Consider the following 17350-nt stretch of genomic DNA (forward strand, 5'->3'; position numbering starts at 1 on the left):
AATTATTTTATTCACAGGACAATAAATCCGAATAGATTTTTCGGAAATGCATTTTAACTCTTTTTTTTTGGAAGAACCAGTCTTGACATTACAATACTTTTTTTAAGAAAAGAGTTGTATAAGAATAACGTAACTCCCTGGGTACGTCATCCTGAGCGTAGCGAAGGATCTCCTGAGTCTGGCTCAGCTCTAAGCAGCTTGAGATCCTTCGCTACGCTCAGGATGACGTATCTGGGAAGACGTTAAAAGCTCCATTAAAGATATCTTGGTATGCCGCCTGGCGGTGCCGAATGGTTTTTGTGCCTGATGAAAAGCATGCATGTCATTGAGAGATCTCCGAATGCTGGCACAAACCAAGATTTTGGAGATCTCTCACTGCGTTCGAGATGACGGCGTGCCTGTGAGTAATGACACAGCGAAATGAACACTCTCTCCACCCCCTATGTCAGCTAGCCGCCAAATAATCCTGACCAAATTGTTCGAGATATCCCTGATAATTTCCTAAATAATTCTGCGCGCCATAACGCTCGGTTAACACAAGTACTCTGGTAGAAATTTTATCGATAAAGTACCGATTATGGCTAACAAATAATACAGTTCCGGGATACAGGCTTAAGGCATCGATTAAAGCGTCAATGGACTCCAGATCCAGGTGATTGGTGGGTTCATCCAGAATGAGTACATTAGGTTTTTCCAGGATGATCTTTGCCATAACCAGGCGTGCAGACTCCCCTCCGCTGAGCATGGCAATTTTTTTATCTACATCCGTACCACGGAATAAAACCTGGCCGAGGATATTGCGTATTTCCTGGGAGGTAGCCACCGCATTCGCTTCCATCCATTCTAATATAGTCATTTCAGGATCTAATAAAGTACGGTAGTCCTGAGAAAAATACCCCACCGTTACCGTTTCGCTCCATTCAAAGCGCCCATTATCGGCAGAAAGCTCGTTCAAAAGAATTTTCAAGAGAGTGGATTTCCCAATACCATTAGGTCCGATGATGGCGCATTTATCATTACGATAAAGTGAAAAATCAACTTGATTTAGTACCTTTTTCTCACCAAATGTTTTATGAATATTTTCAACATTAATGATCGATTTACCTGAAGGCCTTCGCTGCTGGAAATTAAAATATGGCTTCTGGATATTGGAATCTTTTATTTCAACCAATTGAATGCGATCAATCATTTTTTGGCGAGAAGCGGCCTGAGCGGCTTTGCTTGCCTTAGCGCCAAAGCGATCGACAAAAGTTTGCATCGCATTGATTTTCTTTTCCTGATTCTTTAGCTCACTTTGTTTTAATATCAATTGCTCTTCTTTAGCCGTCACAAATTGATCATAGGTTCCCGGGTAATTGGATATGGTATCGTAATCAATATCCAGAATATTGGTGGATACTGCATTCAGGAAACTGCGATCATGCGAAATGAAAATAAGAAGTCCTGGAAATGATTTTAAAAATTCCTGCAGCCAGGCGATGGAAACGATATCCAGGTGGTTGGTGGGCTCATCCAGTAACATAATATCCGGTTGCTGATAAAGAACCTGGGCCAGTAATACTCTTAATTTATACCCCCCGGATAAAGCACTTAGCGGCTTATCGTGGTATTTTTCTGCAATCCCAAGGCCAAGCAGCAAATTTTTTGCCGAATGTTCCGCTTCATAGCCATTGTGATGCATCACAATTTCTTCAAGCTCACCAAGACGGTATCCATCTTCTTCGGTAAACTCTTCTTTAGTGTACAATTTATTTTTTTCAGTGAGCGCATCCCATAAAACGGCGTTCCCTTGAATCACCACATCGATAAGCCTATCTTCTTCATAGCGAAAATGATCCTGCTTTAAAATACCGACATTTAAATTTTTCGCCTTTTCCACAGAACCCTGAACAGGCGTTTCTTCACCAGCAAGAATTTTTAAGAAGGTTGATTTTCCTGTGCCATTGGCACCTACCACACCATAGCGCTGTGAAGGCAATAAAATTAAATCCACATCCTGGAATAAGGATTTTTTACCAAAAACCATACTTAAACTGCGTACATCTAACATAGAAAACGGCCCATCTGTATTTAATCGATTACTTGTACCTGAGTAGCAAACCCGCCTCGCTCCCCTTCATTTAAGGTAAACGAAACCCGCTGACCAATGGTTAATTCTTTATATCCTGTGCCCAGCACTTCAGAGAAATGGACAAACACTTCCTGCTTATCCTTATCAGAGAGAAGAAAACCATAGCCTTTAATTTTATTAAAACGTTGTACTGTACCTGTTTGAGTCATCATTTACCTTATTATTTATGGCAGACGTTGTACGCCCACTTTTTTTCCTTTTATCTTTCCTTTCTGAAACTGTTCAAAGGCTTTCCCCGCATGACTTCGCTCAATAGCCACATAGGAATGAGAGCTCAAAATATCAATTTTGCCAATTGCCTCCGCCTTTAATCCAGCATCTTTGGTTAAAGCACCCAATATATCACCCGGTCGAATTTTATCTTTCCTGCCAGCCATCAGACGTAAAGTGACCACTCCAGGAGACTGATCTGAGCCGGTTTTGCCAGTTAATTCATCCTCTCTTCCCCAGACCATTTCGGTTGCCATAAGCTCTTCAATAGCACATAAGCGCCCGGCATCTTTAGGGGTTGTTATACTTAAAGCCAGACCTTTACAGCCTGCACGTCCTGTACGACCAATACGATGTATATGAACTTCCGCTTCGAAAGCCAGCTCATAATTAATAACGGCAGGCAGCTCTTTGATATCCAGACCTCGTGCGGCAACATCTGTCGCAACCAGAATACAACGGCTGCCATTGCCAAACTGAATAATCGCCTGATCCCGCTCTGCCTGCTCCAAATCCCCATTAATAACAGCAGCGCTAAATCCTTCATGATTGAGCGCTGCGGCTAACTCCTGCGTTTTTTCCCTGGTATTACAGAAAATTAAGGTAGAAGCCGGGCGATAATGAGTCAGTAGTTTTTTCAAAAGCGAATATTTGTCATTTGGGCTGGGTACTTCAAAAAATCGCTGCTCAATATCTTGTACGCTCTCCTGCTCCTCTGCTTTTACTTCCTGAGGATGATGCATAAATTCTTGTGCCAGTTGTTTGATAAGTGGTGTAAAGGTTGCAGAAAATAACCATGTCTGTTTTTTTGATGGACAGTAAGAAAGTATTTGCCTCAGGGAATCGGCAAATCCCATATCCAGCATTCGATCCGCTTCATCTAAAACCAGAGTATTCAGACGAGACAGGCTCAGGCTTTTCTGATCTAAATGCTTCTGAACCCGCCCTGGTGTGCCCACAATAATATGCGCTCCATGTCGTAAAGAGTCATATTGCGGTTTAATCGGGGTTCCTCCGGAAAGATTCAGAATTTTAATATTCGGTAAGAGTCTGGCAAGACGTCGCAGAACCTGACTGACTTGTTCAGCCAGTTCACGCGTTGGACAAAGAATTAATGCCTGTGTAATAACTCGCTCAGTTTTTAAATGATTGAGTACTCCTAAACCAAAGGCTACTGTTTTACCACTTCCGGTTTGCGCCTGTGCAATCACATCAGTCCTATTCAGCATCAAAGGCAGGCTTTGCGCTTGAATGGGAGTCATCTGAGTAAAATCTAATGAAAGAAGATTGTCAGATAATTCTTTTCGTAAAACTAAAGAAGAAAAAGATAACTCCTCTTTCCAATCAGGGAGTACTTTTTCGGAGCTAATATCCATTTTGAGAGAACTGCGGATCGTAAACGAAGCATATAGTACCATAAATCAGCAGATTATTGAATCAATTGATCCAATAGTAGACATGTATTTGCCTTCACCATTAACTCTAAATACGTAGAATCCAACCGCTCATGATCATAATATTACATTTATTAATCAGGGGTTACTCCAAGCTCACTTATGAGTATTCTCTCAAGATCGGGGTTATCCTGGCAATAAGTCATCAACAATGTCCATGCAAATTTCTGGCAATCTACACTCCTCAATACCGCAAGCCTTCATTTTAGTGATTGCTGCCTTTATCTCATCCGGCAAATCGTTAACACTGTTACTTTCACTTGACCAGGACGCATCACGAGTGGCTTTATCTGGCCATCTTGAATAGGCAAGCCAAATACCATCTTCTGTTTTATGCAGACAAGAACCAATTGCCCCCCTATTCTGAATAAAATAACTTGCGACCAGATTCCACAATTTCTGATACTCATTTTCTAATTCTGGTTTTATGTATGAACGGTAAATGACAGCAAACATACTATTTCCTTTAATCGTTTTAATTTATAAAATGAAGTATTAGTATAAAAGACATTGAAATCTCAATGAATGAAAATACCGCCAATCGTTGATGAAATAGAGGTAGTATGAATTAAGATGAACATCTCCTCAATAATACCCAATGAAAACATAGCCGCAAATGTAGTCGCCTCCATGATGGATGAAAAAGTATTAACTTCAATCAGACTAGCAACAGGCGATCAGCATTTTGTTTATGCTGTTAAGACTTCAAACTCAGAGTATGTGCTGAGAATGACGAAGGAGACTAATAGAAAGCACTTCATCTCGGCAGTGTATTGGCAGAAAAAATTGATTCCCTTAGGTGTGCCTTTGGCACAATTTATCTGCTGCGATTTAGATGGAAAATATTCCCCGTTTCCAGCTTTACTGATGATGCGTTTACCTGGTGATGATTTATGCAATGTCTACTCGGGATTAAGCAATTCAGACAAGAAAAACCTGGCTCAGGAAATGGTGGCAATTCAGAACTGCACAAAAGCGCTGCCGGAAGGCTCAAGCTTTGGGATAAGCCAGAGCTATGAAGACAGGACTGAGTTTGAAACATGGTATGACTTTTTGATGCAGCGTTTGCATCTATTCAAGGATATTATCAGCAAGCAGAATATTTTTGATGCAGTACCTGTATCGAAAGCTATTTCTATTGCCACCAGTATGAAGGAAGATTTTCTTGCAATTAAAGCCACTCCCTTCTTGTGGGATGCCAGCGAGAGAAACGTGCTGGTTCATCAGGGAAGAATTTCAGGGATTGTCGATGTCGATGAGCTATGCTTTGGCGACCCCTTGTTTGTTCTTGGCCTCACCTATTCTGCCTTGGAAAATGACGGGCATGATACCCTATACACTGATTATTGGGCGAAGACCCTGGAATTAGAAAAAAAAGCAAAACTTCGACTTGAATTCTATCGTCTGTTTTATACGATTGTCTTTATGCGGAAACATTCCATGACCACGGCAAATAATCAAAAAATTGTTTTCCATGTTGATCGTTTGAAAAATATGTTTGATCAATCGCTGAAACGAATATTAGAAATGGGAAATTAGTTGTAACAACGTGAGTACATTAATAATGAAAAGAGAATCACATTTATTTGCCTGTCATAAATTTCTTGAAGAGCGAGGGGCTCAACTCTTGATTAGCTTAGCCAAAGTTGACTTTCGCGATACCCAGCAAGTCCAAATTATTTTTCAGCAGATTGAAAATTATGTGAGCACACTTGTGAATCATGCCCGATGGGAAGAAGAATTTATATTTAATAAATTCTTTCGTAAAAGTGAAGTGGTATTGCTCTTGACAAATCACTCTGAGCTTGAGAACTTTGGCATGCAAATAATTGGCGAGTTGAATGCGCTCTTAGACCTGCCATCACAGGAAAGATGGCACCTAGGTAAACAGGTCTATTTAGATTTTAGAAGATTTTATGCTTCAAACCTTATTCACTTTTATGAAGAAGAAACAAGCTTTTTAAGCTTGTTGTTGGAAAGAGCAAGCGATGATGAAATCAGAGCTATCGACAAGCCCATTTATCAAGATATGAACAGCAACGATATTGTGGAAATGCTAGAGCAGCTCCTGCCACCAACGAATATTCTCGAGAAAAAAACAATTCTGAATGATATAAAGCGCTTTAATAGCCCTAACTTTGAGTCTGCTCTTCCAGAGATTAAAAAGATTCTTACTCCAGAGGAAGTCTCAGAAATTTTGTAACTTCCAGTTTACGTCATCCCAACCCTCCTACGTCATCCCGAGCATAGCGAGGGATCTCCCTACATTCCTGCACATAGTCGGATTTACATAACCAATACCAGCATTTTATTTCCGTTACATGCTGTACCCGTTATTTTCTGACCTATTCGACCCTATATAGTCTATTTTTCTGGTACTATCCCTGTGTTATGGAAATCTGAAATATCAAAACAGTCCAACAAAAGAAGGAGTAGTACATGCAAATGGAGTCATATGTCTATCTGCTGACAAATAAACACAATAATGTTTTGTATACTGGTGTTACCAATAATTTGATACGCCGTATATATGAACACAAGAATAATCTAGTTAAGGGATTTACACAAAAATACAATGTAGACCGCCTGGTTTATTATGAAGTTTGTTCAGGTATCATTGTGGCCATCGAGCGAGAAAAGCAAATCAAAGGATGGTCGCGAAAAAAGAAGAATGATTTGATTAATGCCTCAAATCCTGGGTGGGATGATTTGTATTCTTCCCTGCTTTAGAGATTATGCCACTGCAGGGAGATCCCTCGCTGCGCTCGGGATGACGTGGGACGTCTCAACGTCATCCTGAACACAGTGAAGGATCTCCTGAATCTGACTCAGTTCCAGGCAGTTTGAGATCCTTCGCTACGTTCAGGATGACGTACCTGCGGAGGACAACAGGGAGATCCCTCGCTGCGCTCGGGATGACGTGGGACGTCTCAACGTCATCCTGAACACAGTGAAGGATCTCCTGAATCTGGCTCAGTTCCAGGCAGTTTGAGATCCTTCGCTACGCTCAGGATGACGCACATTTGGAGTACAAATTGCTATATTACAAAGCAGTGCATTGCCGCGTGCATCGCATCACAAAAATAATTTAATCAGGCAAAATTTTATGAATCATAATGATGAATTGCTAATAAATGAGGCTCTTGTATACCATTTGGTGGCAACTCAGTTTCCTCAATGGAAGAACCTTCCTGTTCAACCCGTTGCGCGCAGTGGCTGGGATAACCGAACGTTCCACCTGGGTAATGAAATGCTAGTGCGTATGCCAAGTAGAGCTGAATATGCTTTTCAAGTTGAAAAAGAACAGAAATGGCTTCCAAAATTAGCAGCGCAATTACCTTTAGCTATTCCAACACCAATCGCTTTGGGGCAACCCGCAACAGAATATCCCTGGCACTGGTCGGTTTATCGCTGGATTGAAGGTGAATCCGCTGCCACTGCACCGATAAAGAATTTGAACGGTTTTGCAATTAGTCTGGCAGAATTTCTGTCGGCCTTAGAGCAAATTGATTCACGGGATGGACCATGGGCAGGTCCTCACAGTTTCTATCGTGGAGGCCCCCTTTCAACTTATGATGCTGAAACAAGACAAGCCCTTGAAATTCTTAAAGACACTATTGATGTGAAAACAGCAACTGACGTTTGGGAAAAAGCGCTTGAAACCACATGGCAAGGCTCACCCGTATGGGTTCATGGCGATATTAGCCTGGGTAATTTGCTGATAAAAAATGGGCAATTGAATGCTGTCATTGATTTTGGGCAATTGGCAGTAGGTGATCCAGCCTGTGATTTAGCTATTTCATGGACGCTTTTTAAAGGTGAGAGCCGCGAGGCATTTCGCTCAGCAATTAATCTTGACACAGCCACCTGGGCGCGTGGCCGAGGCTGGACTTTATGGAAAGCATTGATCTGTGCTGCAAACCTGACTAACTCAAATGCTGTGGAAGCCAGGCGAGCCTTGACCATCATTGCCGAGGTTCTTTCGGATCACCAACGTGAGTAATTCAGATAGCCTGCCTCCACCCAAAAGTACTATAATTAATCAATAAGGATAATTTGTTAACCACTAGCATCTCAGGAAATTGTTCCTGGCATGCGGTCGTTACAGGAAGCTGAAATGAAATACCGGTTATGTTGTGCGATCGGTCTATTCCTGGCATTAGCCAGCACTTCGCTTAGCTATGGCTATGGATATCATCATCGCTATTGGGGAGGGCAAAAGGTTATCATCATCAATCCCAATAACCCGGGATACTACAATGGGTATTATAATGGTTATAATCCCTATTACGCTCCCAATCCCCAATATTACTATTACCCACGCTATCGTTGTATCGTAGTTCCACGCTGCTATTCTTCTGGTTCCTGCAATTATCAGAATCAGGAATGTGGTTATTTCTAAACGCTCTGGAACTTGATTCATATCGAGTGGTGCAGGGGATAGTTATTCTGAATAGTTTTTTTTCTGTGTTACTTGGTTTTTCTGCTTATAGAAAACTCATTATCACAGTCACTACTATTCTCTAGCTGCTCATAGCCATCTGTTTTATCATGATTGAAAAACTGTTTAACTTTATTATATTTAGATAATTTTTGTTGTGTAGGTATTTCATTCTCTGCCGGCCTGTTTCCTCGGCTAATGGTAGTAGGAATATCCTCAACTTTTGGCTTCCATTGTTCAACAGACTCAGCCGCTGGCTCATCTTCAAATACTACATCTGCTGGATCAAATCCCCCAACCACTGGCGCATCTGAATAAACAACAGAACTATAGATAACTGATCCACGATCCGCTTCGCTATCCTCGGGATCAGGATTTTCAGGGAGGGGATTGTCAGAAACTACTGGGGTATCTGTATGGTTAACCGAATTATCAGCAGCATCACTATCCTTGACATTTGATTTTTCAGAGGTCTGATTATCGAGACTCGGTTTTTCCTCTACCGGCGGATCTTTATAAATAACTGAACTGTAAATGACTGAGTCATGCCCCTCTTCATTCCCAGCATCAGACACTGGATCAAGCCCTGCCTCCTGCTCCTGGGCAATATCGGGTATACCAACAGATTCCTGGGCTTTACGTTTATTCAGGGTATCAACAGCAACCAGCATTTCGTTTAATAATAAACGCTGATGATTATTAAGTTTGGAGTCCTGCTTTATCCCTACGATCAAAGCTATCTGTAGATTAGATTTCGTGTCCTGATTCATTTCTGGCAATTTGTTCTGAATCACCAAATCTTGAACAGAGCTGACCGCAGGTACTCTGTATAATCCTCCTGTAACTGTATGCAGCAACCGCCTGAAGAAGCCTGCCTTGTTAAAATCTTCTTGTAAAATCGCTTTTTCCACCTTGCTTAAATGCCGTTTGGCTGAGGCTATCTGTGTATCGAATCTGTCTGACTGCATTTTAGACAGGGAAGGAACTCTTGGATCGTTAATCTGTTGCAATGCCTGCACGAACATTGTATCCATTTCAGCTGTAATTTCTTCCCCGTTTAATACCTTGCTTAACAACTCAATTTCTTTACCAGTACTTAATGCTGACTGGGGTGCTAACTCTTCAATCCTGGCAAGAAATTCTTGTGGAGGTAGATTAATAAAATTCAAAAGCGTCTGTAAATGCTTAATGGGTAAGCGATCGGAAGGTTCTGAGCGAGTTAGCTCCTGAATGAGTACAGACAAGTTCTGTATAGCATTGACTGAGTTGCCAGCCCCTGCATTAAGGGGCTTCCAGTTTTCATATTCTTCCTCATCCTGCTGGGTCTGGATTTTACCGAAGCCGTAAAACATAAATTCCTTTAACGCTTTCCCTAATTGAAACGACATGTATGCCGGCATATCTACTTTAGTCTTTCTCGCCCGAATTGGGTCAAGATCGTCACCTTCTTCGTTTAAACAGGCTTTATATTCCGGGGGGGCATAATTGGGCGAGCTTAGAATATCCATAACTGAAGGATTTTTTTTATCAGTTAATGTTTTTCTATCGCTAACAATAATCCGCTCTCCGTCGGTTAAAAAATTCGATAGTTTTATATCAGGATGATAATGCCCTGCCGCTTCCAGTTTCAGGCAAAAGTCACTTAATTGAATAAAAAAACGCTGGGCATCTGCTGCTATAGCTGTGGGCTGTTCCCCTTTAAGCGCTTGGGCGTAATTTAAGAGAGATCCTTCTTTAGCAAAATTACTGATAACTACTGGTTTATACTCAGTTTCCTCCTCTTCATTTTCAAAAGGCACCATCAAGGTAACATAATCTTCCGAAAAATATTCACTTACTTCATTGAGTTGAAGAAAAGGTTCTTTTCCCAAAGATTCTCTGTCCTCAACCCGGATAACCACTTCTTCTTTGACACCGTCAATATTAAATGTAAAGTTCTTATTGTTCCCTGCAGGATTGCCCAGAACTTTAGTCGAATATTCGGGAAAAGCCTGTTCAACAAACCCCTGAATAGCTTCTACTTTAGCGTAACTTAAGGCTAAAAAATGTTTATGTCTTTCAATTTTTTCCTGTAATTTGGAGTTTGCCTCATAATTTTTCATTATCGCCTGATTGGCATTCAGATAATCATTTAATGCAGTCTGTGAATAATCTTGTCTTAGGACAGCATTAGCTTGAGTCATCGCTTCATATAAAGACAAGTTTGTCTCGAATACATCAGCACCTGCATAGCGGCTCACGGCTGTGGCAAATTCAATATTTTGCAGTAATACCGAGGCATCGCGATGTATCCCATATTGTTGTAAATGGGCTTCCAATCCGTCTTGAGATGAGGAGTTTCGCCAGCTGGTGAGTTTAGGTGACAGAAACTGCTTGTTTCTAAGGTAAGTGGTTATTTGTTGCAAGTAATATAACTTGTCCAAAGAATTCTCATTCGCCTTGTTATAACTTTCAACAAATAGTTTGAGTTGTGTATCGGTAGCAGGTAAAGCTAAAGGCTGAGTCATGGCTAGAACCTCTAAACTAAGAACATAGATAGGTGCCAGGTATCTAATAGTGTGTATAATTATAGACCACGTTTTAATATCGTTTTATTAAGATCACAAGAAAAAAGATTATGCATCAAATTTTATCAAATACTTATGGTTTCATACATCGCAAATGCGTCAGAATATCTATACAATCTATACCCCATCAATGATATATGGATATGTCATGCCTAAACCGGATGCCCAACAGTTTTTTGGTCAAAAAAACAACTTGTTTAAATCCATTACAGCTGAAAATCGGCTATTAATGGTGAACCGTTTTCAGCAATGCCAAAAACGCTTCTCAGAGGCCAACTGGTTACCCGCCTGGATACGCTATAAATGGCAGGATCCCTATTATTTTGAGATGTTACATTTACTTTGTCTGGATGATTATTCAGCTGTTTTGAGAACCGGTAAACTGGACGCCTCGTGGATACAAATAGCGCTTTATTTGCCCGCCAATCAACTTTGTACACAATGGTTTAATGAGCATCCATATTTTGCCAAATATTTTTTGAATAGCGCCCTATCGGCAGGTAATTTGCCAATGGTTAACTATTTATTAGAGCGTTTTCCAGCGCGATTAACTAAAGAACATTTTACTCTTGCTTTAAATTCAGGCAATGTGGATTTGGTTGATTTTTTACTACAGCAATCCATTCAGGATATTGATTATTCTTTAGTATGTTATGAAGCCAGTAGTTTAAAGCTGGTTAAATTATTATATCAACATCAAAAAGCGCAGGGAGGTAATTTATCCAGTGTGGATGAGTTTGCGCTAGACTCTCTGGAATCGGGTGATCCAGAGTTATTCGACTATCTGCACCAGCGTGGTTTTCCGGCTAAAAAATTATTCGCCAGATTTTATTACTCTGGAAATGTTGAAGCAGTCAGCAAAATTGTAAAAGAACATAATGATTGTTCACTGGAAATGATTGACTTAGGCATTCTGGCCGAAGCAGGCAAAGTAGAACTTTATGCGCATTGCCTGAATCATGGTAAATCGATTGAGCCCTATCATTTTAATCTGGCATGCCAGATTGGTCATGTTCGTCTCCTTCGATTTTTACTGGATAAAAATTGCCTGGTTAGAGCTAAATCCCTCCATCTGGCACAAAATTCTGGTCATCGAATCATTATTGATTTATTACTTGAACGTTCAAACTTATCTGAAAATGAAACCAGTATTGCTCGCGCCTATCAAACAGGAGCTATGGATGTTCGCATCGCTTTTTTATATCTCTATCGCCCCTTACTTAATTCACGCCCAGAAATTTATGCAGAAATTTTGAAAAAACTCATTCCGCTCCCTTTGACAGGAGGCGAAAAAAGATTACACCAGGAAACACTTGAATATGCTGTCCAGATGGGCCATTTGGGCTTGCAATTTGAGTATTTGGAACTGCACTCCTGTCAGGAAATTTTCTTACCTTTTGACCTGAGTTATAATAGCAGACGACGATGGGGGGATATTGCCAAAGCAGCGGAATTTTCGCGGCATTTGAATACGAGCAAAGACGGCTTTTGGAAAACTGATACGATTCCCAGCCTACTTCAGGCAATTGATATGGGCTTGGCTGCCGATGCCTATCATTGCCTGATATTTGCCAAACGCTTATTGCAAAATCAGTCCATTCCCTTTTTAAAAGCGGTACACCACCAGGCAAAACCTCCGGAGTTAAGAAAAATTCTGCAATTTCTGATTCAGAAAAAAACCTGGATGAATGATTTGCAAATCCCTGATGTTCTTCGTTGCGCCTGGCAAAATCCCCAGGAAGAACAATGCTTATCTCGTTTAAGTAATGAGGAATTCAGCAGAGAAGAAATCAAGACAGCGTCATTTTTAACATTTACAGCCGCGTTATACATGCAAAAAAACAATTTTTGCCAGCAGTGGATTAAGGAGCATAACGCTGACCTCGAAACAGTCACTGAAGCAGCCGCCGAAGCGGGAAATCTCTTCATTTTGAAATCAATAAGCCAATCACAAAAGTTTACACCCTCTAACAAACTATTGGCTAAAGCAATTCATTCAGGCGAGGTGAATCTGGTGCAATGGCTCTTGCAGTCATTTCCCCAGTGTTGCATTGACACACGCATTTTAAACTTGAAAAGCTATACCAAAAGCAGTATTCAGCTCATCGATTTGCTTGCCTCTTATCGTAATACACCGCAATGGCAACTATCCGAAGAAGAGTTTTTCACATTTAAACGACTATCGCTGCAATGCGGCGATCAAAACATTTTGTCTAGACTCGAGGGGATTAGCTGGTCCCTGGAGGATGTAAATAATGTCTGTGCAGCGGGTAAAACACCTCTCTTAGACCTGGTGATTAGTAAACAGGAGCCTTCCTGGAAAGGAAGAATAAAAGCCTTTGAAGCCAGTGCCTGTTACGGTCATATCGAACTGTTTGATCACTATCGGCATAGTTGCGATTTAACCCCTTTATTTACGGAGGCAGCTAAACACGGACATCGCTTGTATATCCATCATCTGCTTGGCAATATTTATGAAAGAGGCTTCAGTTTTAATAAAACGGAACAAGCTTTAAAAGCTGCCAAAGAATCGGTTCATCCCCTATTATGGGACGATGTATCAATATTCTTCGAAGAGGAAAAAACAGACACTGAAACTGAGTGCCACTTTGCAATCTCCCCAAACTAGCGGTTCACTATTGTAATAATGCCAATGCCTGTGACAGAAAAACAAAAACCACCCTAAGGTGGTTTCTGATGCAGGCTCAGAAATCGCTCTCGCGTTTCTTCTGCCTACACTTTAAGTATAGTCTGCTCATACAGACTGTCAAATCTGACACATGATACCAGGAGACTATTTCAGGAACCCTTAAATTCAGGTATTACAGTTAAACACTCATTTTAGGACTGGTTATCACCTGCGGTGTGCTTTCTGTCGGGGCGCTGTCTTTCATTTTCATTAGCTGTTCCTTGAAATTATTTTTTGAAACATCTTTGGTCAAAGAGCCCTCTTTTCTCATTTCCAACAATTGTTGTTTAAAATCCTGGCTTTTGGCTGGTGAAAATGTGGATTTCACTTCCAATTGTTTATCCCATGTGACGGTAATATCAGTTGCCAGTTGTTCTTTTGCTCCGAATATTGTTTTTAGGAAAGAAAGAAAAATCCTGCTGAAGATGCTCTCTGTTTTTGAAGGAAGAGAAGGAGCTGAAACCCCATGCTCTTTTAGCTCAACCAATATGTCATTGTTAACACGCTTTAAGGCATTCTGACTCAATGTGGTCGTTTCTAGTAATTCCCTTGGGATTTCGTTTACAAGTTTGGATACAACGAGAGCATTATTATTTTGAATGGCCGCAACTAAATAATTCATATTATCCTGAGGCTGAAATTTATATCCTGCGGATTTTAATTCATTCCAGATCAAGGTAAATGCTTCACTGTCGCCGCTTTTTATTGCATTTGAAAGCACATTGACTTCGCGCCCTTGCTCAATATTGGATAAACAACGACATAGTTGTTCGTTTATAAGTTTTTCTTTTATATCCGGAGGGGCTTTTTCGTAGTATCGCTGGATCTCATTTTTCGTTATCTCCAGACACTTTTTTAGTAAAAGACCATTTCCCCCTTCTGCAGCAAAAAACAACATCGAGCCATAACCTCGCTTGAAAAGATTCATATTGGCTTCATTTTCCATCAAAAGGTCAAATGCGGCTTCTTTTCCTGAAGTCAAAGCGAAGATGAGCAGATCAGACTGATCTCCAGGCAATGTAGTTAACAAGACTGACAATGCTTCGGTGTTATTTGCATTGATTGCCATTTTTGCTGCATTACGGGAATCGTCAGCCCCTTGCCGAAGTAAATATTCAGTAACCTTCGGGTCAAAATTTATAGAGGCTGCAGCCCGAAGTGTTGAGAAAGAATTCCCTCGTACGGTTGCTGTGGCGTTTACGTTAGGCAGATAGCGATCATAGAGGTCGGTAACAGCAGGATATTGTCTGGGGTTTACATCTGGTTTTCTGAAAAGATGAAGTTGCAGCCCCATATTAGCTGTTTCATAGCTAAAAACCCGTTTATGGAGCTCATTGATAACCTCTGATTCAGTAGAAAAGCTCTTTATACCTGTTGGATATTCGGGATCGTACACATGATACTGACCATTCTTTTTGCTGATTGTTATGGCATGATCAATACTGGAAACCTGGGCTATTTCATTATCATCCAGCGCGATTTCTCTAAGACAATTCGCCCAATTTCTGTCATCCGCAACCAGAGCAAAGCTAAATGCAGGCAAAAATGACTTGCTTTCTCCACCAGACTCAAGTCTGAGCATACTAAAACTATTATCCTGGCTGATATTTTGGTTATATTGATTTGCTGCAAATGCTAACAATACCTGAGTTATAAATATATGGGCATTCTCAAGCGCACTATCAGATGACGGATGGGAAATATTTTTCAAAAGCCCCCAAAAATCTGCTTCTCTACCTTCCATGCAATACTTGGCATGCATCATTGCCAAACCTTGGCACACCCCTCCTTCATCAAATCTGATTGAAAAACCATTTCGTTCCAGGTATTGATTAACATTATGTATAATTCGACCTTGATCGATGCTTTCGCTCACACTCAATCCCCAAACCCAATGATTTTAGCGCCGCCATTATGATTAATGATAGGATATGAGGAGCAATAATTATTCTTTTCGTTCTTTTTTATTGATGTTAAATACAATATTTACAGAAAGATCTCAGGTTTTCATACATAAAAACCATTCGCAATCATGACACTTAGTTAAAATCTGAAAATCAAAATCTGGCAATGTCATATAAAACTTAATCATGTTTACTCAATGAGCGCGATTACGTCTCTTAATTGATCACATATTAAACAATTGATATAATCACCAAAAATTTACCAAAGAGTTGACGATATGTACAAAAAGTTTGAATCCAATCTTGGCCAAATCCTGTCAGAAAAACCTCAAAAAATTAACATTAGCAATAAATTGCCAAGTCAACCAGATTGTGAAATCAAGCAAGTAGAAAGTGATGTACTTGCTAAAGAAATCGGGATGAAAGCCTGGACAGACAGCCTGGTTTTTACTAAAGATACCCAGGTGTTAGCTTATCCTGAAATTGAAAATGCCGTACCGCATTATGATGACGCCGCAATGAGCCAGCTACTCAGCACCATTAATTCAAACAGCAAAAAACTGTGTTTAAGCCCAATGGGAGCAACCGGGCTTGGGGTATTCGCTCTTGAAGTTATAGAGCCAGGTGAACCAGTCATCATTTATGCCGGTAGTATGAAGCCCATGTCGCCTGGTAACAATGTTTCTGCATCAAAAAATGATTACGGCTTGGATTTTGATAATTTTGAAGGTCAAACCTATGCAATAATACAAGCTAAAAACTATGGCAATCTAGCGCGTTGTATGCAACATGCTCCTCGTAAAACCACGCCTCCATATGCAGATCATGGGTGCATCAGTCTTGATGACTACCATTTTCTCGATATCGATCGAAACACCGTGGCTGTTGCTAATCTTGAATTGAAGATGCTTAATCATCGTGGACAACTAATATACTATTTCATTGCCAAAGAAAGAATTCTACCCGGCCATATAGTGGTCTGGGATTATAATATTCATTATTGGCGAACCAAAGAAGCCCCGCCTGAATTATTTACAAAGCATGGGGAAATAATTGATCGAAAAAGTTATAGGCCAAAAGCTTTCAGTGTTCGTATTAGCTTCGATAATGGTGATAAACCAATCGACCTATTTACAAAAGCTTCTTCAATGTATTTTGATTCAGAGAATTTACAGGCCTTGAAGATTCAAACACCCTATGGTGACAGGGGATATGTTTCGGCAGCAGAAATTAAAGCAAAATTTGATAATTCGCCTTTACTGTTCATCTGGAGAAAAAGTTATAACTCGTGGATAGAGGAATCACGCCCATTTACTCAGGATTTTTGTTTAATTCCACAAGACTCAACTCAGCAATTTTTTAAGCCCAGCCGATCTTCGAGAAAAGAGATTCTTGATGCTTTGAAACAACTTGCTAAAGAATATGGTATGCCTAAAGCAGCCCAATACGATCTTAGACAAAATAATTCAGTTGCTATAATTATGATGGATAATGATAGCCACAAAACTGAAGTGGCTGCATTTAAAGCTAAATTGACAGATGCTGGTATCAGGAAAACAGCCGCTGGATTCGCCACTTTCGGCAAAGAAAGAAAATATTGCCTCTATATCTATGAGCCGAGCACCCTGCTGTTTAAGGAGCTAACTAAAAAGCTACAAGATGAACGAACAGAGACTCTCCAGCAAAAATTTCATGACCTTAGCATTAAATAAGCCAGCCTCCTCAAGAGTGAATACATCCTTACGACATGCGACACTAACACTCTATACACATCGTTATCCACAGATTTTGTGGATAACCAACCTACTTATTTTCAGAAGATTAAACTTTAAAAGCCTTGGTATTTATAGGTTTGGCATGAAAAAAGAAACATAGAAGGAGTAAGAAAGAAGAGAGGTTAAAAAACTTATCCACAAAGCGAATGAGGTGAATATAAGTTTCGAAAGTGCATTGT

The 17350-nt window shown here is 40.4% G+C and carries 13 protein-coding genes; 7 read left to right on the forward strand and 6 right to left on the reverse strand.

Annotated elements, in window-relative coordinates; genetic code table 11:
- Positions 1 to 445: 445 nt before the first annotated feature.
- The 4 genes from E1O89_RS02445 to E1O89_RS02460 form a co-directional block, all read right to left on the reverse strand.
- Positions 446 to 2050, reverse strand: coding sequence for an ABC-F family ATP-binding cassette domain-containing protein (locus tag E1O89_RS02445; protein ID WP_133138798.1), 1605 nt, complete (start codon positions 2048 to 2050; stop codon positions 446 to 448).
- A gap of 20 nt (positions 2051 to 2070) precedes the next feature.
- Positions 2071 to 2283 (reverse strand): cold-shock protein, encoded by a 213-nt coding sequence (locus E1O89_RS02450; RefSeq protein WP_133138799.1) that lies wholly within the window; start codon positions 2281 to 2283, stop codon positions 2071 to 2073.
- 12 nt (positions 2284 to 2295) lie between these two features.
- Positions 2296 to 3717, reverse strand: coding sequence for an ATP-dependent RNA helicase DbpA (gene dbpA, locus E1O89_RS02455; RefSeq protein ID WP_133138800.1), 1422 nt, complete (start codon positions 3715 to 3717; stop codon positions 2296 to 2298).
- Between the two features lie 204 nt (positions 3718 to 3921).
- Positions 3922 to 4251: an antibiotic biosynthesis monooxygenase family protein gene (locus E1O89_RS02460; protein ID WP_133138801.1), complete on the reverse strand. Its 330-nt coding sequence runs from the start codon at positions 4249 to 4251 to the stop codon at positions 3922 to 3924.
- 117 nt (positions 4252 to 4368) lie between these two features.
- On the opposite strand from E1O89_RS02460, the gene E1O89_RS02465 reads away from it, so the two are divergent.
- From E1O89_RS02465 to E1O89_RS02485, 5 genes are all read left to right on the forward strand, one after another.
- On the forward strand, positions 4369 to 5334 hold the full coding sequence (locus E1O89_RS02465) for an aminoglycoside phosphotransferase family protein (RefSeq protein ID WP_133138802.1): 966 nt from the start codon (positions 4369 to 4371) through the stop codon (positions 5332 to 5334).
- Between the two features lie 25 nt (positions 5335 to 5359).
- Entirely contained in the window at positions 5360 to 5998 is a 639-nt protein-coding gene (locus E1O89_RS02470) for a hypothetical protein (protein WP_133138803.1), read from the forward strand.
- Positions 5999 to 6234: 236 nt separating this feature from the next.
- Positions 6235 to 6525 (forward strand): GIY-YIG nuclease family protein, encoded by a 291-nt coding sequence (locus E1O89_RS02475; protein WP_222845416.1) that lies wholly within the window; start codon positions 6235 to 6237, stop codon positions 6523 to 6525.
- A 376-nt stretch (positions 6526 to 6901) separates the two neighbouring features.
- Complete coding sequence (locus E1O89_RS02480; protein WP_133138804.1) at positions 6902 to 7798, forward strand: aminoglycoside phosphotransferase family protein; 897 nt, start codon at positions 6902 to 6904, stop codon at positions 7796 to 7798.
- A 114-nt stretch (positions 7799 to 7912) separates the two neighbouring features.
- Positions 7913 to 8197, forward strand: a complete 285-nt coding sequence (locus tag E1O89_RS02485) for a hypothetical protein (RefSeq protein WP_112218131.1) — start codon at positions 7913 to 7915, stop codon at positions 8195 to 8197.
- Between the two features lie 68 nt (positions 8198 to 8265).
- On the opposite strand, the gene E1O89_RS02490 is transcribed toward E1O89_RS02485, so the two are convergent.
- The gene (locus E1O89_RS02490; protein ID WP_133138805.1) at positions 8266 to 10743 is read right to left on the reverse strand and encodes a hypothetical protein; all 2478 of its coding nucleotides are present in this window, start codon (positions 10741 to 10743) and stop codon (positions 8266 to 8268) included.
- A 208-nt stretch (positions 10744 to 10951) separates the two neighbouring features.
- Between E1O89_RS02490 and E1O89_RS02495 the strand changes: the two genes are divergently transcribed.
- Positions 10952 to 13432 carry an ankyrin repeat domain-containing protein gene (locus tag E1O89_RS02495; protein ID WP_133138806.1) on the forward strand — a complete coding sequence of 827 codons (2481 nt, stop codon included), beginning with the start codon at positions 10952 to 10954 and terminating at the stop codon, positions 13430 to 13432.
- 199 nt (positions 13433 to 13631) lie between these two features.
- Here E1O89_RS02495 and E1O89_RS02500 read toward each other — a convergent pair whose 3' ends face one another.
- A complete protein-coding gene (locus E1O89_RS02500) occupies positions 13632 to 15368 on the reverse strand; it encodes an ankyrin repeat domain-containing protein (protein ID WP_133138807.1) in 1737 nt (578 codons plus the stop codon).
- A gap of 306 nt (positions 15369 to 15674) precedes the next feature.
- Between E1O89_RS02500 and E1O89_RS02505 the strand changes: the two genes are divergently transcribed.
- Positions 15675 to 17108: an SET domain-containing protein gene (locus tag E1O89_RS02505; protein ID WP_133138808.1), complete on the forward strand. Its 1434-nt coding sequence runs from the start codon at positions 15675 to 15677 to the stop codon at positions 17106 to 17108.
- Positions 17109 to 17350: the final 242 nt, after the last annotated feature.

Origin of the sequence: Legionella genomosp. 1 (genome assembly GCF_900640215.1) — a bacterium.
GTDB lineage: Bacteria > Pseudomonadota > Gammaproteobacteria > Legionellales > Legionellaceae > Legionella_C > Legionella_C quinlivanii_A.

Coding starts and splice junctions, on each gene's coding strand:
- E1O89_RS02450 (WP_133138799.1), bottom strand. CDS start 2,283: ATGATGACTCAAACAGGTACAGTACAACGTTTTAATAAAATTAAAGGC.
- E1O89_RS02480 (WP_133138804.1), top strand. CDS start 6,902: ATGAATCATAATGATGAATTGCTAATAAATGAGGCTCTTGTATACCAT.
- E1O89_RS02485 (WP_112218131.1), top strand. CDS start 7,913: ATGAAATACCGGTTATGTTGTGCGATCGGTCTATTCCTGGCATTAGCC.
- E1O89_RS02475 (WP_222845416.1), top strand. CDS start 6,235: ATGCAAATGGAGTCATATGTCTATCTGCTGACAAATAAACACAATAAT.
- E1O89_RS02505 (WP_133138808.1), top strand. CDS start 15,675: ATGTACAAAAAGTTTGAATCCAATCTTGGCCAAATCCTGTCAGAAAAA.
- E1O89_RS02445 (WP_133138798.1), bottom strand. CDS start 2,050: ATGTTAGATGTACGCAGTTTAAGTATGGTTTTTGGTAAAAAATCCTTA.
- E1O89_RS02465 (WP_133138802.1), top strand. CDS start 4,369: ATGAACATCTCCTCAATAATACCCAATGAAAACATAGCCGCAAATGTA.
- E1O89_RS02490 (WP_133138805.1), bottom strand. CDS start 10,743: ATGACTCAGCCTTTAGCTTTACCTGCTACCGATACACAACTCAAACTA.
- E1O89_RS02495 (WP_133138806.1), top strand. CDS start 10,952: ATGCCTAAACCGGATGCCCAACAGTTTTTTGGTCAAAAAAACAACTTG.
- E1O89_RS02460 (WP_133138801.1), bottom strand. CDS start 4,251: ATGTTTGCTGTCATTTACCGTTCATACATAAAACCAGAATTAGAAAAT.
- E1O89_RS02470 (WP_133138803.1), top strand. CDS start 5,360: ATGAAAAGAGAATCACATTTATTTGCCTGTCATAAATTTCTTGAAGAG.
- dbpA (WP_133138800.1), bottom strand. CDS start 3,717: ATGGATATTAGCTCCGAAAAAGTACTCCCTGATTGGAAAGAGGAGTTA.